We start from the raw sequence: 24,161 nt of genomic DNA, 5'->3' as shown, positions 1-24,161 counted from the left end.
CCCCGAACCGGAAGTTCACGTCGCCCAGAACCGGAAGCTCACGCCGCCCCGAACGCCTGGAACGCCCACCCGGTCGCCTGATGCAGCGCATCCCCCGGCACCGACGCCCGCGCGTCCCGCAGCGCCTCCGCCAGCGAACCCCCGTCCGCGAGCCGCCGGTGCAGTGCGAGCATCAGCGGGACGACCGCCGCGTCGTTGACGGGTGCGCTGCTCGCCAGGACTCCGGCGGTGCCCAGCGGGAGCAACGCCGTGACCAGGCCCAGGAGTTCGTCCGCTCCGACGGACGCGAGGCGGGCGGTGTCGCAGCTGGAGAGGATGATGCGGTACGGGGAGCGGGTGAGGCGTTCGAAGTCGTGGACGATGAGCGGGCCGTCGGCCATCCGCAGGGAGGAGAAGAGCGGGCTGTCCGCGCGGAACGTGCCGTGCGCGGCGATGTGCGCGAGCGCGGCCCCGTCCAGCTCGGCCAGCACCCGCCCGGTACGCGCCTCGTGCTGTTCGAGGACCGTCGGCCGCCCGTACCGCCCCGCGACCTCCGGGACTTCGGCCCCGCCGGTCGCCAACCCAGGTCCGCGCACGAGGACATGGCGCCCGCCGGGCGGCGGCGCCGTCTCCTTCGCGCGCAGCCAGCTGCTCGCCGACGGCGACACGCTCAGCACCCGCTCCCGCAGCGCGGGCAGCAGCGCCCAGGGCACTTGGTGCAGCCGCGCGGGCGGTACGACGACCACGGGTCCGTCGCCGAGGCGGTCGGCGGCCGGTCCGAGCAGCAGTTCCTGGAGCCTGCGGCCCATGTGTTCGACCAGCGGCAGGCGTCCTTCCGCGCCGGGGTGCGCGAGCCGCCGCAGCGCCGCCTGGACGTGCTCGGCCTCGCGCTCGGCGTCCGCGAGCAGGCCCCCGGCGAACCGCCGGACCCGGCCGTCGCCGCACAGCAGGATCTGCACCCGCCCGTCCAGCACGGCCAGTTCGACCAGCCGCCCGCCTTCGAGGCGCTCCAGCAGCCGCCCCACGTCGAGGCGGCGGTCCGCGCCGGGGGACTCGCCGCTGATGTGGAGGGTGCGGTTGCGGATCTCCCGTTCCAGGCGCCGCTGTTCACGCTCCAGGGCGGGCAGCGGGCGGCCCGCGATCCGGGCGTTCTCGGCCTGGTCGGCGATCACGCGGAACGCCGTGAGCCCGCTCAACAGCGTCGCGTCGGCGGGCGGCCGGGTCGGGGGCGCGGACAGGACGGTGGCCCGCCAGCGCTCGCTCCACAGCAGCAGCTGGCGCGGCCCGCCGGACTCCAGACTGATCCGCTGGGCCAGCGCGGCGAGTTCGGCGCCCTGCGCGGTGGCCCGCGCGCGCAGCTCCGAGGCGCCCAGGGTCATGCGGTGGTCGTCGAGGACCTCCAGGCCGCGCCGGCACGCCTCCAGGACGCCCCGTCCGGAGCCCGCCGCGCGCGCCCGCAGGGCCTGCGCCGCCCAGCCCGTCACACGGGCCAGCGGCGGCCCGCTGAGCCTGCTGCGGGCGGCCAGGGCCAGATAGCGCTCGGCGTCCGCCGTCCAGTCCAGCGCCAGCGCGAGCCGCCCGGCCAGCAGCCAGGCCTCGGGCGCGGCCGGCGCCCCGAACGACGTCAGCTTCCCGGCGACCTTCGCCGCCTCCCCGACCAGCCGCCCCGAGGCCCGCCCCGCCATCAACCTCGCCTCGATCAGGACCAGTTGGGCGTGCGTCTCCCACCAGGACCGGCGCTGCGCCGCGAACAGCCGCACCGCGACCGCCGCGCGCGCGATCGCCGTACCGGGGTCGCCCGCGAGCCGGGCCGCCTTCGCCGCCGACAGCAGCAGCTCCGCCTTGCGCGTCGACTGGCCCCCGATGCCGTCGACGACCGCGATCGCCCCGTCCGCCTCCGCCAGCGCCTCCGGAGCGAGCCCGGCCGCCATCAGGACCTCGCAGCGCCGGATGTTCAGCATGATCGTCGGGGTGCCGAGCTTCGCGTACCGCTCCTCGGCCTCGTCGAGCAGCCGCAGCGCGCGCGGGATGTCACCCGAGCGGAACGCGGCCAGGCCCCGGCTCTCGACCGCGTCCGCCTTGTCGTGCTCCTGATCGGTGGTGTCCCATAACGCCTGCGCCGACGCGTAATCGGCATCCGCGCGGTCGACGGCGCCCAGCGCGAGATGCACCGTCGCCCTCAGGGTGAGCGCCCGCGCCGTCCAGATGGTGTCGTCCGCCTGCCGCAGCACCGGGACCGCGCGGCGCAGGTCCTCCAGGGCCTCGCGGTGATGACCGAGCACCTCCCAGGAGTACGCCCGCCGGAACAGCACCCGCGCGCGCGTATGGCCGACGCCGCGCGACACGCCCCGCTCGAAGGCGGCCAGGCCCTGCCGGGTGCGGCCCGCGTGCACCAGGGCGACGCCCAGGGTGGCCAGGATGTCCGCCTCCCGGTCGGCGGAGTCCGCGCGGGCGGCCAGCGCGCGGGCGCGGCGCAGATGGTCGATGGCCAGGCGCAGATCGCCCCAGTCGCGCTGCCAGATGCCGATCACCTGATGGGCGATCGAGGCGTCCAGCGGCGCCGGGTCCGCGCCGAGCAGCCTCTCCGCCCGCGCCAGCGCGTCATGGGGGGCCGCGAACACCAGAGGCAGCAGTTCGAGAACCGAGTCTTGTGCCGCTGTCACTCCACGGATGGTAATCGTCACCGGAGCGCACCACACCGGTTGGCACCGGATCGTAAGACTCCGACACAGCATCCCCGCAAAGGGAGTTGACACCACACGGGCCCACTCTCCGGCGTGCGCCGCCCGCCGCGCTCCGGCGCGCGGGACCTGCCGCACCCCGGCGCACACCGATCCCCGCACCCCGGCGCGCGCCCGCCCCCGCACTCCCGTCACTGCCGCCGCACCACCTGTATCACGGACCCGATTGCGGGGTCTGACTGACGACCGTCGCCGCCTTGTCGCCTCAGGGGAAGAGGACACGCCATGGCTCCACAGCGATTCCAGGAGCAGTTCGCCCTGATCCAGCGCTCCATGCCGGGCGTCCCGCTCGCCGTGGGACCGGAGGATCTCGGGGAGTTCGTGTACGAGAAAGGCGTCGTCCTCGCCCGCGACGGCGAACAGGCCCGCCTCGTCGAGGACACCGTGCGCGCCCACTTCACCGCCGCCCCCGACCTCGACGCCGGCCACGTCCGCCGCGCGAGCCCCGAGGCCAACCGCTCCGGCATCACCCGCATCCAGGTCGGCGACCCCGCCCAGACGGTCCGCGCGGGCGGTGACGACCGGTCCGTCGCCCACGCGCTGCGCGCCCTCGGCGCCCGCGAGGGCCGCGCCGGACACCGCCTGGTCAGCCGCAACCACGTCGTCCACATCGCCACCAACGCCTGCCCCGGCGACGAACCGGTCCCCGCCGCCCTGAGCGCCGGCCTCAACCCGGCCCGCGCGGAAGCCGGTGACGACCCCGAGCGCGCCGTGTCCGTCCTCGTCATCGACAACGGCCTCACCCACGACTACCGCGACTGCCCCGGCCTCGCCCACGTCAAGGGCGACCCCCAGGTCCGCGAGACCGACGATCAGGGCGTCCTCCAGCAGTACGTGGGACACGGCACGTTCATCGCCGGCCTGCTCACCGCCGTCGCCCCCGACACCGACGTCACCGTACGCGGCACCCTCAACGACGCCGGGGCCATCCTGGAGTCGGAGTTCGGGGAGCGGCTCTTCGAGGCCGTCGAGGACGGCTGGCCCGACATCCTCAGCCTCTCCGCCGGCAGCGTCAACGGCCGCACCGACGGGCTCCTGGGCGTCGAGACCTTCATGGCCGAACTGCGGGCGCAGAAAACCCTGTTGGTCGCCGCCGCCGGCAACAACGGCAGCGCCACCCCGTTCTGGCCCGCCGCCTACGCGGCCCTCCCCGACCACGCCGACACGGTCCTGTCCGTCGGCGCCCTGCGCACCGACGGCTCCTTCGGCGCCTGCTTCACCAACTACGGCCCCTGGGTGCGGGTCTACGCCCCCGGCGAGCGCCTGGTCAGCTCCCTCACCGGCTTCGACACACCGGTCCCGTACACCTACCAGCACTCCACCTACGACGCCTGCCGCTACGGCTTCGGCTACGCCTGCACCTGCCGCTCCCCGCGCCACACCGGGGTGCTGAGCGACGACGGCAAACCCGATCAGGTGATGTTCGAGGGCTACGCCCACTGGAGCGGGACGTCCTTCGCGACGCCGATCGCCGCCGGCATGGTCGCCGCGTACATGGCCGCCGGCAAGGAGACCGACCCGCGCGTGGCCGCCCGCAAACTCCTCGCGGGCGCCACCGGGTTCGCCGAGGTGCGCGGCGCCCAGGTGCCCTCGCTCCTCCCCGGGACCTGGCGGGCGGAGCCGGTCGAGCAACTGGTGCCCGGTTCATGAGGGCTGAGGCGGCCCCCGTCACGGCGTACGATGACATGCCGTACACGAGGGGTGGGGCCGTGGACCGTACTGATGTCGGCGCGCTCGTCCAGTCCGCGGCCGACGGCGACGCGGCGGCCTGGAAAGCGCTGGTGGAGGGGCTGAGCCCCCTGGTCTGGTCGGTGGTGCGGGCGCACCGGCTCTCCGAGGCCGACGGCCACGAGGTCTGCCAGACCGTCTGGTTCCGCTTCGCCCAGCACCTGGGGCGGATCCGCGAACCCGAGAAAGCGGGCTCCTGGCTGGCCAGCACCGCCCGCAACGAGTGCCTGAAGGTCATCAAGAGCCTCAGGAGGCTGACCCCGACCGACGACCCCATGGTCCTCGACCGGATCAGCGAGGAACGCACCCCCGAACAGGCCGTCCTGGACTCGGAGGAGGCCGCCGCGCAGAGCGAGCGCGTACGCCGCCTCTGGCAGGAGTTCGAAGCACTCGGCGAACGCTGCCGTGAACTCCTGCGCGTCCTGATCGCCTCCCCGCCGCCGAGCTACCAGGAGATCGCCTCCGGCCTCGGCATCGCCGTGGGCAGCATCGGCCCCATGCGCCAACGCTGCCTGCGCCGCCTGCGGGCCCGCCTGGAGACCCCACGGGGTGCGCGGTGAAACACGACGTGTACGACGGGATGGACGACATGAACGACGCGACCCCCCACAGCGGGGAGCCCGGCGAGCCGTACGAGGGTTTAGACCCCGCGCGGACCGGCGCCGGCTCCTCCTTCGCGGACCCCGGCTCCGGCGGCCAACAGCCCCCGGGCACAGGCGAGTTCGACGGGGACGAGTTCGAGGACGAACGGCTGGAGGAGGAGCTCAGGCAGGCCGCCGCGATCCTCGATCCGGTGCCGGTCGAGGTGCGCCGTATGGCCATCGAGGCGTACGCGCTCGTCGACCTCGACGCCAGGCTGGCCGAGCTGACCTTCGACTCGCTCACCCACGCGATCCCGGTGCGCGGGGCCGCCGATCCGCCGCGGATGCTGACCTTCGACACGGGGGAGCTGACCGTCGACGTCGAGGTCACCTCCCAGGGCCTGCTGGGCCAGTTGATGCCGCCGCAGCCCGCCCGTATCGAGGTGCTGAGCGGGCCGCAGGCGGGGGCGGCGCTCACCGCCGACGAGCTGGGCCGCTTCTCGGCCGCCGCGCCGCCGTCGGGGCCGTTCGCGCTGCGGGTGCGGACGGGGGCGGGAGTGGTGATGACGGAGTGGCTGCGGGCATGAGACTTCGGTGCACAAGTCGCTTCGTATCAGCGTGAGTTGCCGTTGGTGAATCGTTCAGCCTGAAGCGGTCGCCAGCAACTCCCGCACCAGCTCCCCGACTTGCCCGGTCTCGATGAGGAACCCGTCGTGCCCGTACGGTGATCCGATCACCCTCGGCCGGTCCGCCGACGGGATCAGGGCCGCCAACTCCGCCTGCTGGAGTGGTGGATAGAGGCGGTCGGAGTCGACGCCGGCGACGATCGTCGGGGCGGTGATCCGGGCCAGCGCGGCGCGGAGACCGCCCCGGGAGCGGCCGACGTCGTGCGCGTTCATCGCCTCGGACAGGACGACGTAACTCGCCGCGTCGAACCGGCGGACCAGTTTGGCCGCGTGGTGGTCGAGGTACGAGCCGACCTGGTAACGCCCTTTGTGGAAAGGGTCTTCGGCGTGCTGCGGGGTGCGGCCGAAGCGTTCCTGGAGTTCGGGTTCGCTGCGGTAGGTGACGTGGGCGAGCCGGCGGGCCAGGCCGAGTCCGGTGTGCGGGCCGTGTCCGGTGCCGTGGTAGTCGCCGCCCTGCCAGTGGGGGTCGGAGCGGATCGCCTGTATCTGGATGCCGGCCCACGCGATCTGCTCGGCGCTCGCGGCGGCGGTGGTGGCGAGCAGCAGGAGCCGGCCGACGCGGGCTGGATGGCCGACTGCCCATTCGACGGCTCGCATTCCGCCCATCGAGCCGCCGATGACCAGCGCCCAGCGGTCGATGCCGAGGGCGTCGGCGAGGGCTGCTTCGGCGGCGACTTGGTCGCGTTGGGTGAGGAAGGGGAAGGAGCTGCCCCAATGGGGGGTGCCGGTGGGCGGAGTCGGGGTGTCGGTGGGCCGAGTTGAGGCGTGGGTGGGCGGAGTTGAGCGGCCGGTGTGCGCAGTCGGGCTGTCGGTGGGCCGAGGTGCGCCGGCGATGGATTTCCCCGGCTCGGCGGTGCCCCGACTCGCCTCGTCCGCCCGCCGACTTGAGCGCGGCTCAGCTGAATCCGGTCGGCCCGTAGGACGACTTGAGTGCGACGCGGCTGAACCCGTCCCGCCCGTCAGCCCGCTTGACCCCCCTCCCCTCCGCGACGCCGGACCCGTGCTCCCCTGGCAGCCCCCCAGCACATTCGGCGCGACCACGAACCACCGGTCGGTGTCCAGCGCCAGCCCCGGTCCGACCAGTCCCGCCCACCATCCGGCCGTGGGGTGCCCGGGTCCGGCGGGGCCGGTGACATGGCTGTCGCCGGTCAGCGCGTGCAGCACCAGCACCGCGTTCGACCGGTCCGGCGCGAGCCGCCCCCACGTCTCGAACGCCAGCCGCACACCGGGGAGTTCACCTCCGGCCTCCAGCGGGAGGGGCACGGCGAGGGAGTGCCAGCGCCGGCCACCCGGAGGATCCCCCTCCTGCCAGGCGCCGGTGACGCGCGGCCAGGCCCCCGCGCCCTGCGCCTCACTCACCGCGCCCAGCAAGCCCCCCTCCCGCAGCCCCCCGGCACCCCCCACCCCCCTCACCTACGCACCCACAACCGCACGGAACCCACCCTCCAGATCCCCCTTGAGATCCGCCAAAGCCTCCAGCCCCACCGACAGCCGGACCAGCCCAGGCGTCGTCCCCGTAGCCGCCAACTCCGCCTCGTCCAGCTGACTGTGAGTCGTGGACGCCGGATGGATGATGAGACTACGGACATCGCCGATGTTCGCGAGATGGCTGAACAGCTCGACGCCGTCCACGAACCGCTTGCCCGCCTCGACACCCCCGCGCAGCTCGAAGGAGACGATCGCGCCGGCGCCGTCGGGGAGGTACTTCTGAGCGGCGTCGTACCAGGGACTGGACGGCAGGCCCGGATAGTGGACGGCTGTCACTTCCTCGCGGGTCGTCAGCCATTCCGCGAGCGCCTGGGCGTTGGACGTGTGCCGCTCGATCCGCAGGCTCAGCGTCTCGACGCCCTGGAGCAGCAGGAACGCGGAGTGCGGGGAGAGCGCGGGGCCGAGGTCGCGCAGGAGCTGGACGCGCAGTTTGATCGCGAACGCGCCGGGGCCGAGGGCCGGCCAGTAGCGCAGGCCGTGGTAGCTCGGGTCGGGCTCGGTGAAGTCGGGGAAGCGGCCGGGGTGCGCCCCGAAGTCGAAGGTCCCGCCGTCGACGACGACTCCGGCGACGGTGGTGCCGTGCCCGCCGAGGAACTTGGTCGCGGAGTGCACGACGACGTCGGCGCCGTGCTCGATCGGCCGCAGCAGGAAGGGAGTGGGGACGGTGTTGTCGACGATCAGCGGGACCCCGGCCGCGTGGGCGACGTCGGCGACCGCGCGGATGTCGAGGACGTTGCCGCGCGGGTTGCCGAGCGTCTCGGCGAACAGGGCTTTGGTGGTGGGCCGGATCGCCGCCGCCCAGGCCTCGGCGTCGTCGGGGTCGTCGATGAAGGAGACCTCGACGCCGAACTTCGGGAGGGTGTGCTTGAGGAGGTTGTGCGTGCCGCCGTAGAGGGAGGTGCTGGAGACGATGTGGTCGCCGGCGCCCGCCACGGTCAGGATCGCGAGGGTCTCCGCGGCCTGCCCGGAGGCCAGCGCGACGGCCGCGACACCGCCCTCCAGCGCGGCGATCCGCTGCTCGAAGACGTCCTGGGTGGGGTTGTGGATGCGGGTGTAGATGTTGCCGGGCTCGGCGAGCGCGAAGAGGTCGGCGGCGTGCTGGGTGTCGCGGAAGACGAACGACGAGGTCTGGTAGATGGGCGTGGCCCGCGCCCCGGTCACCGGGTCGGGCACCGCCCCCGCGTGGATCTGCTTGGTCTCGAACGACCAGCGGGAGGAGGACGGTTGGGCCTCGGCCGGGGCGGTGGGGTCAGTGGTCTGGCTCAAGGGGGCGCTCCTCGTACGGCGTTGCGGGTGCCACCCGGGCAAGTCGGGGCAGGCCGGGGCGAGTCGGTGGACAACGAGGGAAGTGGGACGACGCCGAGACAATCACGGCGCCGAGCCGCCCGGCCAGCGGTGGGACGGCGCCGACATGGACTGTTCACGGTGCGCAATACGGAAGCGGTGCGGCGCCGTAATTCCCTTACAAGGCCGTCGTGTTCGGGGTCCGCCATCGCACGCCGGCCGGGGCGGCGGTAGGGCGCGAACGGGCCAACCCGCCAGTCGTGACAGGTGGGTTGATAGCGGGGCAATCAGGTCTTCCGTACGGTGGAAGCCGAGGTGAGGCCGGTTTCGGACCTGTCTGAAAACCGACCTTGAACAGTCGGCGTCCGGAAGTTGAAGATCTCCATGTCAAATCTTGACGCGCCCATGACCAAACCTTGGATCCGGGTGCGTCGGGAGCGTCCATGCAGCCTCAGGCCCGTCCACCCCACCGGGCCTGCCCCCACCGCAGGAGGATGCAGTGAAGATCGTCCGTAACCTCTCGAAGAGAGCCCGCACCACCGCGATCGTCTCGGCGTTCGTCGCCGCCGCCGCGCTCACCGTGCCGACCGCCAGCGCCGCCGAGGCCCCCGCCAAGCTGAGCACCGCCCAGCTCGCCGAGGTCAGCGAGGCCGTCCTGAAGGCCGACGTCCCCGGCACCGCGTGGTACACCGACCCCGCCACCGGCAAGGTCGTCGTCACCGCCGACTCGACCGTCACCGCCGCCGAGATCGCCGAGATCAAGGACGCCGCGGGCACCCAGGGCCTCCAGATCAACCGTACGCAGGGCACGTTCTCGAAGCTCATCGCCGGCGGCGACGCCATCTACGCGGGTGGCGGCGGCCGTTGCTCGCTCGGCTTCAACGTCCGCAGCGGCAGCACCTATTACGCCCTGACCGCCGGTCACTGCACCGCGATCGCGAGCGCCTGGTACACCAACTCGGGTACCACCGCCTCCCTCGGCACCCGGGCCGGCTCCAGCTTCCCGGGCAACGACTACGGCATCATCCGGCACGCCAACTCCTCGGCGGCCGACGGCCGGGTCTACCTCTACAACGGCAGCTACCGCGACATCACCGCGGCCGGCAACGCCACCGTCGGCCAGTCCGTCCAGCGCAGCGGCTCCACCACGGGCCTGCGCAGCGGCACCGTCACCGGCCTGAACGCCACCGTCAACTACGCGGAGGGCTCGGTCAGCGGCCTCATCCAGACCAACGTCTGCGCCGAGCCCGGCGACAGCGGCGGCGCCATGTTCTCCGGCACCACCGCCCTCGGCCTCACCTCCGGCGGCAGCGGCAACTGCTCCTCCGGCGGCGTGACCTTCTTCCAGCCGGTCACCGAGGCGCTCAGCGCGTACGGCGTCAGCGTCTTCTAGTCACCCCAACGGCAAGGCGCCCGGCCGGAGTTCACACCGGCCGGGCGCACCCGCGTCTACCAGGCCACCGGCAGCGTCCGCGGCCCCCGGATCATCGTCCGCTTGCGCCATACGACCTCGTCGGCGGCCACCGCGAGCCGCAGCCCCGGCAGTCGCTCCACCAGCGTCTCCAGCAGCAGGTCGAGCTGGAGCCGGGCGAGCACCGCGCCCGTGCAGTAGTGCGCGCCGTTGCCGAACGCGAGATGCGGGTTCGGCTCCCGGCCCGGGACGATCGCGTCCGGCCGCGGGAAGACCTCCGCGTCCCGGTTGGCGGCCAGGTACGACACGTACACCGGCTCGCCCGCGCGGATCAACTGCCCTGCCACCGCCACGTCTTCGAGGGCGATCCGGGCCAGCCCCACACTGCTGCGGTGCGGGATGTAACGCAGCAGCTCGTCGGTCAACAGCCCGCGCTTGTCCGGCTGTTCGCGGAAGCGGGCCAGCAACTCCGGCTGGGTGAGCAGGAGATACAGCATCTGCCCGACATTGTTGGTGACGGCCTCCCCGCCGATCTGGAGCGGGCCCGCGAGCCCGACGGCCTCCTCCTCGCGTACGTCGCCCCGGGCGACGGCAGCGCCGAGCAGCGTATAGACGTCGTCGGTGCCGCCGCCGGCCCGCTCGCGGATGGTCGCGGTGATCCAGCCGTACAGCCCCTGCTTGGCCAGGTCGGCGCCCTTGTCGCCGCCCGAGGTGGAGATGATCTCGCGGGTCCACGCGTGCACTTGCCCGCGCTGGTCGGCGGGGACGCCCATGACCTCGCTGACGACGGCCAAGGGGAACGGTTCGAGGACGCGGGCGACGAGGTCGGCGGGGGGACCGTCGTCCAGCAGGCCCTCGACCAGCTCGTCCAGGATCTCCTGTGCCCGGGGTCGCAGCCGCTTCATCCCGCCGACCGTGAAAGCGCCGGCGACGGCCTTGCGCAGCCGGTTGTGGTCGGGCTGGTCGGCGAAGGCGAGGGAGCCGGGGCGGGGGGCGAAGTTCGGTGCCATACGGGTGACTTGACGCCTCGTCACCTCGCTTCGGCTGAACCGGGGGTCATTGGTGATCGCCCGCACATCCTCGTACCGCGTCGCGAGCCACGCCCAGCCGTCCCCGAACGGCAGCCGGATCCGGGTCAGCGGCCCCTCACGCATCAGCTCCGCGAGCACCGGGTCGAACCGGGTCCCGTCCAGATCGGGGGTGGGCCATTCCCGGACCGGTGCGGTGATGTGGGTGATCTCCTCGGTCATGCGTCCACGATCGCCGGAGCGGGGTCGGGTGTCGCGCGGGAGTGCTCCGTCTGGCTCGACGAAAGCTTCGGGTTCGGCCGGACACCGCGCGCCCCACGAGCATTCCTGGTCCAGCCGGCCACGGCTCGCCCCCGGCTCAGTCCGGCGCTGCTCTCACCGGCTCAGCCGACGCCCCGGGTTCAGCCGAACATTGCGCTCCACCGGTTCAGTCGGCCACGGCTCGCCCCCGGCTCAGCCCGGCGCTGCTCTCACCGGCTCAGCCGACGCCCCGGGTTCAGCCGAACATTGCGCCCTACCGGTTCAGCCGGCCATCGCCCGCCCCCGCCTCAGCCCGACACCGCCCCCACCAACCCCGCCAACGCCCCCGCGACCTCCCCCACCCCAGCAGCCTCCACGCACCCCCCAGGCTCAGCCATATACACATCCCGCCGAACCTCGATCATCAGCGCCGACACCCGCTCGTCCACCCCATAGAACTCCAGCGGCACATACGCCCCGCCGAACGGACTGTCCAGCCCCACCTCGAACCCCGCGAACGCCTCCCGCGCCGCCGTCAGCAGCCCGGCGGGCGTATGGAAGGAGTCCGTCCCCAGGCACACCGCCGGCCGCGCCCCCGCCCCGTGCAGCTCGTACGGCAGCGCCGCGCTGGGATACGAGTGCACGTCGATCACGACGGCCCGCCCCACCGCGTCGAGCCGGTCCCGTACGGCCTCGGTCATCGCCTGGGCGTACGGCCGGAAGTACCGTGCGATCAGCGGCTCGGGGTCGAACCCGGCGGCCCGCAGCACCTCCCCGTGCGTGGTCCGCGTATAGACGGCCCCCATCCCGACCGCCCGCATCTCCTCCCGCTCGTCCGGAAACCGCTCCGGATCGACGACGAGCCGCGCGAGCAGATTCACGAACCGCCACGGAGTCCTCTCACCCGCCAGCCGGTATGCCTCCTCCGCGAGCAGCGAGGTATGCGCGTCCACGATGTGATCGAGCTCCCGCTCCAGCGCCGGACCGTCGAGGACGATCCCGTCCCGGACACCGGCCGGGATCTCCCGGGAGGAGTGCGGGACGTGGAGGATCACGGGGGAGTCGGGGGCACCGGGGAGAAGGGCGAAGGACATCACATGATCACACTGCCATACCTCGGACTCGGCTCCCCGGCCGCATCAAAACCCCAGCTCCGTCAGCACCCCGCCCGTCGGCACCCCGCCCATCAGCACCCCGCCCATCAGCACCCCCACACGACTCCGCCCCGGCCGGATGAAGAACACCCGGCCGGGGCGGACCCGTAGCGCCGGCAGGCCTCAACAGCCCACCAGCCCCGTCGACTTCAGCTCAGCTCAGCTCAGCCCCACGGCTCAGCCCCGCTTCAGCTCAGCTCAGCTCAGCGAACCCAGCGCCGCGTTCCACGTCGCCGAAGGCCGCATGACCGCCGCCGCCTTCTCCGGGTCCGGCTGGTAGTACCCGCCGATGTCCGCCGCGGAACCCTGAACGGTGTTCAGCTCGGACACGATCTTCTCCTCGTCCGCCGCGAGGGACTCGGCGAAGGAGGCGAACGCCTTGGCGAGGTCCGCGTCGTCGGTCTGCGCCGCCAGCTCCTGGGCCCAGTACAGGGACAGGTAGAAGTGGCTGCCGCGGTTGTCGATGCCGCCGACGCGGCGGGTCGGGGACTTGTCCTCGTTGAGGAAGGTCGCCGTCGCGCGGTCGAGGGTGTCGGCGAGCACCTTGGCCTTGGGGTTGCCGGCGGCCTCGGCGTACTGCTCGAGGGAGGGGACCAGCGCGAAGAACTCGCCCAGCGAGTCCCAGCGCAGGTAGTTCTCCTTGACCAGCTGCTGGACGTGCTTCGGGGCGGAGCCGCCGGCGCCCGTCTCGAAGAGGCCGCCGCCCGCCATCAGCGGGACGACCGACAGCATCTTGGCGCTGGTGCCCAGCTCCAGGATCGGGAACAGGTCGGTGAGGTAGTCACGCAGCACGTTGCCGGTCACGGAGATGGTGTTCTCGCCGCGCCGGATGCGCTCGATGGAGAGCTTGGTCGCCTCGACCGGGGCGAGGATCCGGATGTCCAGGCCCTCGGTGTCGTGCTCCGGCAGGTACGCCTTGACCTTCTCGATGATCACGGCGTCGTGGCCGCGGTTCTCGTCCAGCCAGAACACGGCCGGGTCGCCGGTGGCACGCGCGCGGGTGACGGCCAGCTTGACCCAGTCGCGGATCGGCGCGTCCTTGGTCTGCGAGGAGCGGAAGATGTCGCCCGCGGAGACCTCCTGCTCCAGGACCACGTTCCCGGCCGCGTCCACGAGGCGGACGGTACCGGCGGCCGGGATCTCGAAGGTCTTGTCGTGGGAGCCGTACTCCTCGGCCTTCTGCGCCATGAGGCCGACGTTCGGGACCGAGCCCATCGTCGACGGGTCGTAGGCGCCGTTGGCCTTGCAGTCGTCGATGACGGCCTGGTACACGCCCGAGTAGGAGTGGTCCGGCAGCACGGCCAGGGTGTCGGCCTCGGCGCCGTCCGGGCCCCACATGTGGCCGGAGGTGCGGATCATGGCCGGCATCGAGGCGTCGACGATGACGTCGGACGGCACGTGCAGGTTGGTGATGCCCTTGTCGGAGTCGACCATCGCGAGCGCCGGGCCCTCGGCCAGCTCCGCGTCGAAGGACGCCTGGATCGCGGCGCCGTCGGCGAGGGCGTCCAGGCCCTTGAGGATGCCGCCCAGACCGTCGTTGGGGGACAGGCCGGCGGCGGCGAGCGCGGCACCGTACCGCGCGAAGGTCTTCGGGAAGAAGGCGCGTACGACGTGGCCGAAGATGATCGGGTCGGAGACCTTCATCATCGTCGCCTTGAGGTGCACGGAGAACAGCACGCCCTCCGCCTTGGCGCGGGCGAGCTGCGCGGTGAGGAACTCGCGCAGCTCGGCGACGTGCATGACGGAGGCGTCGACGACCTCGCCGGCGATGACCTTCAGCGGTGCGCGCAAGGGCGTGATCGAGCCGTCGGCGCCGACCAGTTCGAAGGTCAGGTTGGTGTCCTCGGCGATGACCGTCGACTTCTCGGTCGTCGCGAAGTCACCCTCGCTCATGGTCGCGACGTCCGTCTTGGAGTCGGCCGACCAGGCGCCCATGCGGTGCGGGTGGGTCTTGGCGTAGTTCTTGACCGACGCGGGGGCGCGGCGGTCGGAGTTGCCCTCGCGCAGGACCGGGTTCACGGCGGAGCCCTTGACCTTGTCGTAGCGGGCCTGGACGTCCCGCTCCTCGTCGGTCTTCGGGTCGTCCGGGTAGTCCGGCAGTGCGTAGCCCTGGCCCTGGAGCTCGGCGACCGCGGCCTTCAGCTGGGGGACGGACGCCGAGATGTTCGGCAGCTTGATGATGTTGGCGGCCGGGGTCTTGGCCAGCTCGCCCAGCTCGGCGAGGGCGTCCGGGATGCGCTGGTCCTCGGTCAGGTACTCCGGGAACACCGCGATGATCCGCCCGGCCAGCGAGATGTCCCGCGTCTCCACGGAGACGCCCGCCTGGCCCGCGTACGCCTGGATCACCGGCAGGAACGAGTACGTCGCCAGGGCCGGGGCCTCGTCAGTGTGCGTATAGATGATGGTCGAGTCAGTCACCGGTGCTCCGCTCCACGTCTGCAACATTGCTCGACATCAAGATATCTCGTGATCCGGGCGGCCTCGACAGCGGTACGGACCCGGCGGTCCGAAGTTCAGGAGGACGCCCCCTCCCGCTGCTGGGGAATCCCCCACGACCCCTGCTGGAGGGAGACATTGCGCGCGGGCGCCGGAATCCGGATCCCCTCCGCGCGGTAGCGCCTGTGCAGCCGCTTGATGAACTCGTGCTTGATCCGGTACTGGTCGCTGAACTCGCCGACGCCCAGGATCACGGTGAAGCCGATGCGGTTGTCCCCGAAGGTGTGGAACCGCACCGCGGGCTCGTGGTCCGGGACCGCCCCGCTGATCTCCGCCATGACCTCGGCGACGACGTCCATGGTGACCTTCTCGACCTGCTCCAGATCGCTGTCGTAGTCCACCCCGACCTGCACCAGGATCGTCAGCTGCCGCTCGGGCCGCATGAAGTTGGTCATGTTGGCCTTGGCGAGCTGGCCGTTGGGGATCACGATCAGGTTGTTCGACAGGGCGCGTACGGTCGTCTGGCGCCAGTTGATGTCCTCGACGTACCCCTCCTCGCCGCTGCTCAGCCTGATGTAGTCGCCGGGCTGGACGGTCTTGGAGGCGAGGATGTGGATACCGGCGAAGAGGTTGGCGAGCGTGTCCTGGAGGGCCAGCGCGACCGCGAGCCCGCCTACGCCGAGGGCGGTGAGCATCGGCGCGATGGAGATGCCGAGCGACTGGAGCATCACGAGGAAGCCGATCGCCAGGATCAGCACGCGCGTGATGTTCACGAAGATCGTCGCGGACCCGGCGACCCCGGGCCGCGACTGCGTGACCGTCTGCATCAGCCCGGCGACCACCCGGGCCACCGACACCGTCACCACGAAGATGAGCACCACGGTGAACGCCTGGTTCGCGGTCCGCTGCCAGACCTTCGTCAGCGGCAGCACCGCCGCCCCCGCCGCGATGCCCCCGGCCACCGCCGCCCACGGGACGACCCCGCGCATCGCCGCCACGATCACATCGTCGCCGCCCCACCTGGTCCGCTTCGCGTGCTTGGCCAGCCACAGCAGCAGCGACCGCGACAGCAGCGCCACCAGCAGCCCGGCGGCCACCGCGATCCCGGCGAACAGGGCGTCTTCCAGGGTGAGTTCACGGGTCAGCATCGGTCACCTCCGGCCGACTCGCCTGAAAAACACCGGATGTGATGTGTCGTCATGATCGGTCACCCGCTCGTTCGAAGTGCGCTCACGCGGGCCGTGGGGTCCCGCGCGCTCGTCATCCTGCCGTATCCAGAACGGCAGTTCGAACGGGGTGGAGGCGGTTCGGTCAGATCACCTTCAGCCGCACCAGCGCCCCCAGCGTCAGCGCCCCCGGCACCAGCGGCACCCACACCGTGATGATCCGGTACGCCAGCACGACGGCCGTCGCCACGGCCACCGGACCGCCCGCCGCGACCAGCGCCACGATCAGCGCGGCCTCAACGGACCCGATCCCGCCCGGAGTTGGTATCAGCGCCACCGCGACGGTCGCCGCGAGATAGGCGAGCGCCATGTGCGCCACCGGCACCGGCAGCCCCAACGCCCGCCCCACGGCGGCGAGTCCGGCCGCCTGGAGCACCGGGAACGCCAGCGAACCGCCCCACAGCGCCAGCGCCCGCAACGGACTCGCGTGCACCGAACGGGCCTCCGCGAGCGCGGTGCGCAGAAACCCGGCGGCTGCCGTCCGCAGCCGCCGTACGCACAGCAGGGCGCCCGCCGCCAGGACGACGGCCGCGATCAGGGCCGCCGTCAGCGGGCCCTCGGTGGCCTTCGGGAGCAGGGAGCCGAAGCGCAGGGCGTCCGGGAAGACGGCCAGCAGGACGGCGAGGAGACCGACGCGGGCGACGGACTCGGCCAGCAGATACAGGGCGAGGGCGGCCGAGGAGCGGGCGAGCGGGACCCCGCAGACGGTCATGAACCGCAGGTTGACCGCGCTCGCGCCCAGACCGGTCGGCAGCAGGTGGTTGGCGGTGCCCGCGGCGAACTGCGTCGCCAGCAGCCGCAGCCGGGGCAGCCGCTCGGCGACCGCGCCCTGCCGGGTGACGGCCGCGGCGACCCACGTCAGACAGGTCGCCCCGGCCGCCGCCAGCAGCCACGGCCACTCGGCGCCGCGCAACTGGCCGAACCCGGCGACGAGCACCGAGCGGTGGCGCACGGCGACGACGGCCACCAGGACGAGGGGGAGCAGGCACAGGGCCCGGCGCAGGGGAGCGCGCCAGGCCGCGAGGGGCAGCCGCCGGGGGGCGCCGGGGACGCGCGGGGGAGCGGTGGGGACGGTCATCACGTTCGGAGACGTTCCCCACCCCCGTCCAACTGCGGGTTGCCGCAGCGGGGCCGCCGCATGACGAACGCCCGCCGCTCCGGCGTTGACCTCAACGTTGGTTGAGGTCCTAGCGTCACCGGCATGAGCATGGAGATCACCGCCTGGGCACAGCTCCAGAACGTCACCAGCGCCCGCGAGGGCGGCCACATCGACCGTACGACCCTGCGCCGCATAGCCGCCTTCGCCCGCCCCCACACCCGCCGCATCACCTGGTTCGTCGCGCTCGGCGTCGGCACCGCGCTGCTCGCGGTCGCCTCGCCGGTGCTCGCCGGACGCGTGGTCGACGCGATCGTGTCCCACGGCGCGCCCGGGACCGTCGTACGCCTCGCGCTTCTCATCGCGGGGATCGCGGTGCTGGAGGCCGGGCTCGGGGTGCTCGGGCGGAAGCTGTCCTCGCGGCTGGGGGAGGGGCTCATCCTCGATCTGCGGACGGCCGTCTTCGACCATGTGCAGCGGATGCCGGTGGCGTTCTTCACCCGGACGCGGACCGGGGCGCTGGTGTCGCGGCTGAACAACGACGTGATCGGCGCGCAGCGGGCGTTCAGCAACACGCTGTCCGGGGTGGTCAGCAACGTCGTCACCCTGCTGCTGACGCTCGCGGTCATGCTGACGCTGTCCTGGCAGGTCACGCTGCTCGCGCTGGCGCTGCTGCCGGTGTTCGTGGTTCCCGCGCGGCGGATGGGCGCGCGGATGGCCGGGATGCAGCGGGAGGCGGCGGCCCTCAACGCGGCGATGGGCACCCGCATGACCGAGCGCTTCTCCGCGCCCGGCGCGACCCTGGTCAAACTCTTCGGCCGGCCGGAGCAGGAGTCGGCCGAGTTCGCCGCCCGCGCGGCCCGCGTCCGCGACATCGGCATCCGCACCGCCACCGCCCAGTCCGTGTTCATGACGGCCCTGACCCTGGTCTCCGCCCTGGCCCTCGCCCTCGTCTACGGCCTCGGCGGGCGCCTAGCCCTCGGCGGCGCCCTCGAACCCGGCGCCGTCGTCTCCCTCGCCCTCCTTCTGACCCGCCTCTACGCCCCGCTCACCGCCCTCGCCGGGGCCCGCGTCGAGGTCATGAGCGCGCTGGTCAGCTTCGAGCGGGTCTTCGAGGTGCTGGACCTGGAGCCGCTGATCGACGAACGGCCCGGCGCCCGCGCCCTGCCCGACGGCCCCCTGGAGGTCGAGTTCGACGCCGTCCGCTTCGGCTACCCGGCCGCCGACAAGGTCTCCCTCGCCTCCCTGGAGGAGGTCGCCGCCCTCGACGCCCGCGGCGGCACGGAAGTCCTGCACGGCGTCACCTTCACCGCCCGCCCCGGCCAGACCGTCGCCCTCGTCGGCTCCTCCGGCGCCGGCAAGTCGACCATCGCCCAGCTCCTGCCGCGCCTGTACGACGTCGACGCCGGCGCCGTCCGCGTCGGCGGCGTCGACGTCCGGGACACCACCGCCGCCTCGCTGCGCGGCGCCGTCGGCATGGTCACCCAGGACGGCCACCTCTTCCACGACACCGTCCGCGCCAACCTCCTCCTCGCCGCGCCCGGGGCGACGCAGGACGACCTGTGGGACGCGCTGCGCCGGGCCCGCCTCGACACCCTGGTCCGCGAGCTGCCGGACGGCCTGGACACGGTCGTCGGCGAGCGCGGGTACCGGCTGTCCGGCGGCGAGCTGGGGGTGCCCCCAGACTTTCGTACTGGGGGAGCATGACCATCGCCCGCCTCCTGCTCGCCCGCCAGCGCGTGGTCATCCTCGACGAGGCCACCGCCCACCTCGACAACACCTCCGAGGCGGCGGTCCAGGAAGCGCTGACGGAGGCGCTGGCGGGGCGGACGGCGATCGTCATCGCGCACCGGCTGTCGACGGTCAGGGCCGCCGATCTGATCCTGGTCCTGGAGGCGGGTCGGATCGTCGAACGGGGCACGCACGAGGGGCTGTTGGCGGCGGGCGGGCGGTACGCGGAGCTGTACCGGACGCAGTTCGCGGGGGAGGAGTCGGCGGTCGGGGCGGCTGGGGCCTGAGTGTCGGGGGAGCGCGCGGCCTGGGGTGTGCGGTCAGCACCCCACCCTCCGCTCCCCGAACCCCCGGTCGTCCACCCCCGCCGCCACCAGATCCGCGCACACCTCCAGCAGCCGGTCCACGTCCCGCGCGTCCGTCGGCAGCCCGACCGACGCGCGGACCGCTCCTTGCGCGGACACGTCCAGCAGCCCCAGATAGGAGCCGACGTCCTCCGGGGTCCCCCGCAGCAGGGCCGCGCGGACCACCTCCGGGGTCATCCCGTTGGCGGTCTCGGCGACACCGGGGTTGCAGAAGCAGCCGGTGCGCACGGAGATGTTCGCGGCGGTCGCGGCCCGGCCGCAGAGGCGTTCGTCGGCCGGGGTGCCGTCGGGGCGCAGGAGGTTGAAGGCGACGGTGGGGCCGCGGTCGTACGGACCGGCCGGGCCCAGGACGCGGACGGCCGGCTCGCCGCCGGGGTGGGTGAGGGAGGTCAGGCCGGTGAGGAGGCGGGCGGTGAGGGTGCCGACGTGGTGGCGGAGGGCGTCGTAGCCGACGGAGGCGTGCCAGGCCGTCGCCGCCGTCACGTCGGGCAGCGACAGGAAGGGCAGCGTGCCGTCCTCGAAGCCCTCGGGCGGGGGCGCCGGGAGGTGCCAGTCGGTGTGGGCGGACGACGCCCGTACGGTGCCGCCCGCGAACCAGGGGCGGCGCAGCTCGGCGAGGGCGTCGAGACGGGCGACCAGGCAGCCCACGCCGGCCGGGAAACCGGTGATCTTGTACCAGGACAGGGCGACGAAGTCCGCCGGGACCGCCGCCAGGTCCAGCGGAGCCGTCGGCAGAAAGGCCGCCGCGTCCAGCAGCACCCGCCAGCCCTTGCGCCGGGCCTCGCTGACCCAGCCGAGCGGATGCCGTACGCCGGTCGCGTTGGACTGCGCCGGGTACGCGAACAGGCCCGCGCCTTTGCCGAGGCAGGCGGTGACCGCCGCCGGGTCCGTGCGGAAGTCCGCGCCGGACGGCACCACCCGTACCGGCGCCCCGGCCCGCGCCGCCCAACGCCGGGTGCCCAGAACGGAGTTGTGGTCGTCCGAGAGCATCGCGAGCGGCCTTGCGGGGCCGAACGGGAAGGACTCGCCGACCAGGCGTACCGCGGCCGTCGCGTTGGGCGTGAAGATCACCGTGTACCGGTCGGCGGGCGCCCCGCAGAACGCCAGGACCGCCGCTCTGGCCTCCTCCGTCAGCCGGGTCGAGGCCAGCGAGGCCGGGTTCAGGGAGTGCGGGTTGCCGAAGACGCCGGAGGTGAGCCGCGCCGCGCTCGCGCGCACCAGGGAGAGCGGGGGCAGCGCGGCCCCCGTGAAGTCGAGATAGGCGTGTCCCGTCGCGTCGAGCGAGGGGAACTCCGCCGCCCGCAGAGCGTCGACGCCGCAACCGGGCGGAGTCACGAGCGCTGCCGTACCCATGCCGCTTCCTTTCGTCGCCGGGCCATGAGCTGGTTCATGAGCCGCTTGACTCGGTTCATAAAGAGTTCTTAAGGCGCGGGCCCGATAAAAAGCCTCGCGCAGCTTTCGATTCATTCGATTTGACGCAAGAACGCATGGTCCGCATTTCGCCCCTTCCGGGTGAACATTCGGCCGGGAACTCTCCGACGGGAGCCGACGGGCGGGCTCCGACCTGCTATTCGTGGCACGCTACGGCGGTGAACGATAGAGACCATTATGGTCCTGGTTCACCCACCCTGCGGGCGGAATGGACGTTCCGTGCCCGGAAACTCACCGAAATTCGATCGGGAACTCGCCATGCCAATCGATCTGCGCGCGGAACTTGAGCCGCGCCTCGCCCGCCTGCTGGACCGACGGCTGCCGGCCGCGCGGGAGCGCGACTGGATGCCGCACGACCACGTCCCCTGGTCCCTCGGCTGGGACTTCGACACCTCCCCCTGGCACCCCGGTCAGTCCCGCCTCCCCCTCGCCGTCCAGGCCGCCCTGGAACGCCTCCTGGCCGTCGCCGAGAACCTCCCCCGAAGACACGCCGCCCTCACCGCCGCCTACGGCGACAAAGGCGCGTGGGCGCTGTGGCTGCACCGCTGGACCGCCGAGGAACACCGGCACGCCGTCAGCCTCAGGGACTACCTCCTCACCACCCGCGCGGTCGACCCGCACACCCTGGAGGCGACCCGGATGCGCACCCTGTGCGCCGTACGCGAGGAACCCGCGCGGGACCTCGCCCGCACCCTCGCCCACCGCGCCCTCCAGGACCGCGCGGCCCACGTCCTGCTGCGCACCGCCGCCCGCGAACCCCAGGTCCCCGACTGCTGCGCCGCCCTCCTGGAGCGCATCGCCGCCGACAAGGAGGCCCACGCGCTGCTGCACCGCGACCTCGTCGACGCGGCCCTGGACACCGACCCCTCCCGCACGGTGACCGCCGTCTGCCGCGAGGCCCTCACCCTCGACCCGCCCGGCCCCCACCCCCGCCCCGCCGCCCCCGACCTCCACAGCGCCCGCCGCCACGCCGAACACGTCCTCGACCCGCTGCTCGCCCACTGGAGCCTGCGCGAACGCCCCGGCCTGGACGAGGACGCCGTACGCCACCTCGACGCCCTGGACGCCCTCCTCAGCTCCGTACGCCACCCCTCGGAAGGCCGGATCCCGAGCCCCGCACGCCCCTCCCTGCCGACAGGAGGCACACGGTGACCCTGTCGGTGCGCACCGGACACTGGGCCGACTACGACGCCGTGTGCGCCATGCACGACCGCTGCTCCGCGCTGACCCGCGCGCGCCGCTACCACACCGGGATGCGGCAGCTGACCCGCGACTCCTGGGAGCGGATGAGCGCCCCCGACGCCGGCAGCACCCTCGTCGCCACCTCGCCGTCCGCCCCGGGCCGCGTCGTCGCCGTCGGCCACCTCCTCTATGAGCACGCCCCCCATATCGCCGAACTCGCCGTCCTCGTCGAGGACTCCTGGCAGTCCCACGGCCTCGGCGGCATCCTCTCCCGCCGCCTCTACGGCTACGCCCACTTCATGCGCGTCCGCACGGTCGTCGCCTACGTCTCCGCCGACAACGTCCGCGCCCGCCGCATGATCCAGCGCCTCGCCCGCCATCCCGGGGGCAACGCCCCGGCCGTCCGCCTGGTCTCGGACTCGGCCCTCCTGGACGCGGCCATGGCCCCATGACGAACACTCCGCCCCGAACGCCCGAAAGGTGTCCCGGTATGCCGTCCCGACGCTCCAGACCGTCCAGCAGATCCCTCAAGCGCACCTTGATCGCGTGGTACGCGCGCGTGGTGCTTCGCCCGCTGCGGCATCTTGATCCGCGCGCTGTCCATAGGGTTGACGGTGTCTACGACCCAGGGATGATGCATCCGGCTTGTGCGGGGGGCCGAGGTGAGGGAACGGTTCTCTCGGGGGAGGGGCGGTCTGTCGGGGTGGCGTCTTACGGAGAGGCTTCTTTTGAGGAGGCTCGATCTGTTGGGGTGGCCTCTTCGGATTCGGAGGAGATCCGGCTGGCCGTCATCGGTGACTCCACCGCGCTCGGCGCCGGTGTCCGGCACGCCCATCAGGCGTCCGGGGCGCTTCTCGCTCAGTGGCTCGCGGACGAGACCGGGCGGCCCGTACGGGTGGAGGTGCACGCCAGGTTCGGCGCGACCACCGGTTCCCTGGCCGCCCGCGTCGACCGCGCGCTGCGTCGGCGCCCCCATCTGGCGGTGCTGCTGACCGGCGCCAACGACACCCTCCTGCCGCTGCCGGTCGGCGTGGCCGCCCGCGCGCTGGGCCGGCACACGCGGCGGCTGACCGAGCGGGGCGTGACGGTTGTCGCGGCCGTCAGCCCCGACACCGGCTGCTCCCCCGCCCTCCCGCGCCTCCTGGGCCGCCTGCTGTCCCTGCGCTGCCGCCGCCTGGGCCGCCTCCAGGCCCGCCACGCGCTGCGCCACGGCGCCCGCGTGGTCTCTTTCCGCGACGACGACTTCCGCACCCAGAGCGCCCATCTGATCGCCGCCGACCGCTTCCATCCGTCCGCGGCCGGTTATGAGCGGCATGCGGGGCGGTTGATGCATGCGATGCTCGCGGGGTTGGGGGAGCTGGGGGTGGTGGGCGCCGGGGGTGAGCGGCACGCCGGTTTTTGTGAGGGTGGCTCCGGGCTTTGCACGGATGGCGAGGGCCGGTGTGAGCGCTGCGCCGGCCGTCACACGAGCCTCCGCCCCCGCACCGGCTCCCTCCGTACGATCGCCCGCCAGGTCGCCCGTACCGCGAACTCCCATGCCGCGCCCGCCGGTCCGGGAGGCGGCTTCCAGTTGCTGGTGTTGCCGCCGGCCCGGCGGCGGAGGCCGTCCGCGAGTCCTGTGCCGGTCGGCTCGGGCCGCTGACGACGCTCACCCCACCGGGTCGCCCGCACCGGCCCACGCCACCCACGCGTCGTCGTCCTCGCCCGCCCGGCCCCCTTCCTGCCACCCGGCCGCGACCGGCAGCAGCAGCGCCCGCCGCACGCACCCCTCCGGGTCGGGGCGCGCCTGGAGGGCCGGCAGGACCAGCCGCCACATGTCGAGCACCCGGTCCTCGATGTCCTGCCGGTCGCACAGCGCGTCGGACACCGTATGGGTGCCGAAGAACGCGGAGATCACCGTCCGCGCGGCGCGCGGTACGTTCACACCGTCGTGCAACTCACCCGCGCGGCGCGCCTGTTCGAGGACGTCGGCGATCGTGGAGATCCACCCCGCGAACGGCCGGGGCAACTCCGCCGAGATCGTCAGCCGCTCGTGCCACAGCCGGTTCCCGGCCCGCACGACCGGATCGTCCCGGAACTCGCGCGCCACCGCCAGACTGAGCCCGACCAGCCGCGCCAGGACGTCCCCCTCCCGGCGCAGACACCCGGTGATGAGGGACGGCCAGCGGGCGAAGTGGGCCTCGACGAGGCTGCGCGCGAGATCCTCTTTGCTGCCGAAATGGAAATAGAGAGCCCCGCTCGTGTATCCGCTGGCCCGGGCCACGTCGGAAATGCTCGTGCCCGCGTAACCGCGCTCCTCGAAGAGCCGGGCTGCCGCGATGAGAACGGCATTTCTGGTCGTCTCGGCGCGTTCCTGCATCCGTCGTCCTCCGGC

General features: G+C 72.9%; 17 protein-coding genes and 1 pseudogene. 8 read left to right on the top strand and 10 right to left on the bottom strand.

Annotated elements, in window-relative coordinates; all coding sequences use genetic code 11:
- Positions 1 to 38: 38 nt before the first annotated feature.
- On the bottom strand, positions 39 to 2,642 hold the full coding sequence (locus ACYUD3_RS13065; RefSeq protein ID WP_470968327.1) for a CHAT domain-containing protein: 2,604 nt from the start codon (positions 2,640 to 2,642) through the stop codon (positions 39 to 41).
- A gap of 303 nt (positions 2,643 to 2,945) precedes the next feature.
- Between ACYUD3_RS13065 and ACYUD3_RS13060 the strand changes: the two genes are divergently transcribed.
- Genes ACYUD3_RS13060 through ACYUD3_RS13050 form a run of 3 tightly spaced genes read left to right on the top strand, consistent with a single transcriptional unit; the run spans position 2,946 to position 5,616 of the window.
- Entirely contained in the window at positions 2,946 to 4,370 is a 1,425-nt protein-coding gene (locus ACYUD3_RS13060; protein WP_470968325.1) for a S8/S53 family peptidase, read from the top strand.
- 35 nt (positions 4,371 to 4,405) lie between these two features.
- Entirely contained in the window at positions 4,406 to 5,008 is a 603-nt protein-coding gene (locus ACYUD3_RS13055; RefSeq protein WP_470968323.1) for an RNA polymerase sigma factor, read from the top strand.
- Positions 5,005 to 5,616, top strand: coding sequence for a hypothetical protein (locus tag ACYUD3_RS13050; RefSeq protein WP_470968320.1), 612 nt, complete (start codon positions 5,005 to 5,007; stop codon positions 5,614 to 5,616). The genes ACYUD3_RS13055 and ACYUD3_RS13050 overlap by 4 nt, the downstream gene beginning before the upstream one ends.
- Before the next feature lie 54 nt (positions 5,617 to 5,670).
- Here the strand turns inward: ACYUD3_RS13050 and ACYUD3_RS13045 are convergent, their stop codons facing one another.
- Together ACYUD3_RS13045 and ACYUD3_RS13040 are read right to left on the bottom strand one after the other, a co-directional pair.
- Positions 5,671 to 7,074: a homoserine O-acetyltransferase family protein gene (locus ACYUD3_RS13045; protein ID WP_470968318.1), complete on the bottom strand. Its 1,404-nt coding sequence runs from the start codon at positions 7,072 to 7,074 to the stop codon at positions 5,671 to 5,673.
- 54 nt (positions 7,075 to 7,128) lie between these two features.
- Positions 7,129 to 8,469 (bottom strand): bifunctional o-acetylhomoserine/o-acetylserine sulfhydrylase, encoded by a 1,341-nt coding sequence (locus ACYUD3_RS13040; protein WP_470968316.1) that lies wholly within the window; start codon positions 8,467 to 8,469, stop codon positions 7,129 to 7,131.
- A 517-nt stretch (positions 8,470 to 8,986) separates the two neighbouring features.
- On the opposite strand from ACYUD3_RS13040, the gene ACYUD3_RS13035 reads away from it, so the two are divergent.
- Complete coding sequence (locus ACYUD3_RS13035) at positions 8,987 to 9,880, top strand: S1 family peptidase (RefSeq protein ID WP_470968313.1); 894 nt, start codon at positions 8,987 to 8,989, stop codon at positions 9,878 to 9,880.
- Between the two features lie 56 nt (positions 9,881 to 9,936).
- On the opposite strand, the gene ACYUD3_RS13030 is transcribed toward ACYUD3_RS13035, so the two are convergent.
- The 5 genes from ACYUD3_RS13030 to ACYUD3_RS13010 all read right to left on the bottom strand — a co-directional run bounded on the left by ACYUD3_RS13030 (position 9,937) and on the right by ACYUD3_RS13010 (position 17,060).
- Positions 9,937 to 11,148 carry a cytochrome P450 gene (locus ACYUD3_RS13030; RefSeq protein WP_470968311.1) on the bottom strand — a complete coding sequence of 404 codons (1,212 nt, stop codon included), beginning with the start codon at positions 11,146 to 11,148 and terminating at the stop codon, positions 9,937 to 9,939.
- Between the two features lie 326 nt (positions 11,149 to 11,474).
- Positions 11,475 to 12,260, bottom strand: coding sequence for an N-formylglutamate amidohydrolase (locus ACYUD3_RS13025; RefSeq protein WP_470968308.1), 786 nt, complete (start codon positions 12,258 to 12,260; stop codon positions 11,475 to 11,477).
- Between the two features lie 258 nt (positions 12,261 to 12,518).
- A complete protein-coding gene (locus ACYUD3_RS13020) occupies positions 12,519 to 14,738 on the bottom strand; it encodes an NADP-dependent isocitrate dehydrogenase (RefSeq protein WP_470968306.1) in 2,220 nt (739 codons plus the stop codon).
- A 95-nt stretch (positions 14,739 to 14,833) separates the two neighbouring features.
- The gene (locus tag ACYUD3_RS13015) at positions 14,834 to 15,901 is read right to left on the bottom strand and encodes a mechanosensitive ion channel family protein (RefSeq protein WP_470968525.1); all 1,068 of its coding nucleotides are present in this window, start codon (positions 15,899 to 15,901) and stop codon (positions 14,834 to 14,836) included.
- Positions 15,902 to 16,067: 166 nt separating this feature from the next.
- Positions 16,068 to 17,060 carry a lysylphosphatidylglycerol synthase transmembrane domain-containing protein gene (locus tag ACYUD3_RS13010; RefSeq protein WP_470968304.1) on the bottom strand — a complete coding sequence of 331 codons (993 nt, stop codon included), beginning with the start codon at positions 17,058 to 17,060 and terminating at the stop codon, positions 16,068 to 16,070.
- A gap of 129 nt (positions 17,061 to 17,189) precedes the next feature.
- On the opposite strand from ACYUD3_RS13010, the pseudogene ACYUD3_RS13005 reads away from it, so the two are divergent.
- A pseudogene (locus ACYUD3_RS13005) lies at positions 17,190 to 19,096 on the top strand (ABC transporter ATP-binding protein).
- 33 nt (positions 19,097 to 19,129) lie between these two features.
- Here the strand turns inward: ACYUD3_RS13005 and ACYUD3_RS13000 are convergent.
- Positions 19,130 to 20,527 (bottom strand): aminotransferase class V-fold PLP-dependent enzyme, encoded by a 1,398-nt coding sequence (locus ACYUD3_RS13000; protein WP_470968301.1) that lies wholly within the window; start codon positions 20,525 to 20,527, stop codon positions 19,130 to 19,132.
- Between the two features lie 336 nt (positions 20,528 to 20,863).
- On the opposite strand from ACYUD3_RS13000, the gene ACYUD3_RS12995 reads away from it, so the two are divergent.
- From ACYUD3_RS12995 to ACYUD3_RS12985, 3 genes are all read left to right on the top strand, one after another.
- Complete coding sequence (locus tag ACYUD3_RS12995; RefSeq protein ID WP_470968299.1) at positions 20,864 to 21,757, top strand: acyl-ACP desaturase; 894 nt, start codon at positions 20,864 to 20,866, stop codon at positions 21,755 to 21,757.
- Positions 21,754 to 22,239 (top strand): GNAT family N-acetyltransferase, encoded by a 486-nt coding sequence (locus tag ACYUD3_RS12990; RefSeq protein WP_470968296.1) that lies wholly within the window; start codon positions 21,754 to 21,756, stop codon positions 22,237 to 22,239. The genes ACYUD3_RS12995 and ACYUD3_RS12990 overlap by 4 nt, the downstream gene beginning before the upstream one ends.
- A gap of 299 nt (positions 22,240 to 22,538) precedes the next feature.
- Positions 22,539 to 23,429 carry a GDSL-type esterase/lipase family protein gene (locus ACYUD3_RS12985; protein ID WP_470968294.1) on the top strand — a complete coding sequence of 297 codons (891 nt, stop codon included), beginning with the start codon at positions 22,539 to 22,541 and terminating at the stop codon, positions 23,427 to 23,429.
- Positions 23,430 to 23,435: 6 nt separating this feature from the next.
- Here ACYUD3_RS12985 and ACYUD3_RS12980 read toward each other — a convergent pair whose 3' ends face one another.
- Positions 23,436 to 24,146 carry a ScbR family autoregulator-binding transcription factor gene (locus tag ACYUD3_RS12980; RefSeq protein ID WP_470968291.1) on the bottom strand — a complete coding sequence of 237 codons (711 nt, stop codon included), beginning with the start codon at positions 24,144 to 24,146 and terminating at the stop codon, positions 23,436 to 23,438.
- Between the last annotated feature and the right edge of the window lie 15 nt (positions 24,147 to 24,161).

The sequence above is a fragment of the Streptomyces sp. AMJ-169 genome, assembly GCF_055597585.1.
The sequence above is the reverse complement of the archived record's forward strand: the minus strand, read 5'-3'. Positions and strand labels throughout refer to the sequence as shown.

Coding starts and splice junctions, on each gene's coding strand:
- ACYUD3_RS13000 (WP_470968301.1), bottom strand. CDS start 20,527: ATGGGTACGGCAGCGCTCGTGACTCCGCCCGGTTGCGGCGTCGACGCT.
- ACYUD3_RS12980 (WP_470968291.1), bottom strand. CDS start 24,146: ATGCAGGAACGCGCCGAGACGACCAGAAATGCCGTTCTCATCGCGGCA.
- ACYUD3_RS13055 (WP_470968323.1), top strand. CDS start 4,406: ATGCCGTACACGAGGGGTGGGGCCGTGGACCGTACTGATGTCGGCGCG.
- ACYUD3_RS13025 (WP_470968308.1), bottom strand. CDS start 12,260: ATGTCCTTCGCCCTTCTCCCCGGTGCCCCCGACTCCCCCGTGATCCTC.
- ACYUD3_RS13010 (WP_470968304.1), bottom strand. CDS start 17,060: ATGACCGTCCCCACCGCTCCCCCGCGCGTCCCCGGCGCCCCCCGGCGG.
- ACYUD3_RS13030 (WP_470968311.1), bottom strand. CDS start 11,148: ATGACCGAGGAGATCACCCACATCACCGCACCGGTCCGGGAATGGCCC.
- ACYUD3_RS13060 (WP_470968325.1), top strand. CDS start 2,946: ATGGCTCCACAGCGATTCCAGGAGCAGTTCGCCCTGATCCAGCGCTCC.
- ACYUD3_RS12995 (WP_470968299.1), top strand. CDS start 20,864: ATGCCAATCGATCTGCGCGCGGAACTTGAGCCGCGCCTCGCCCGCCTG.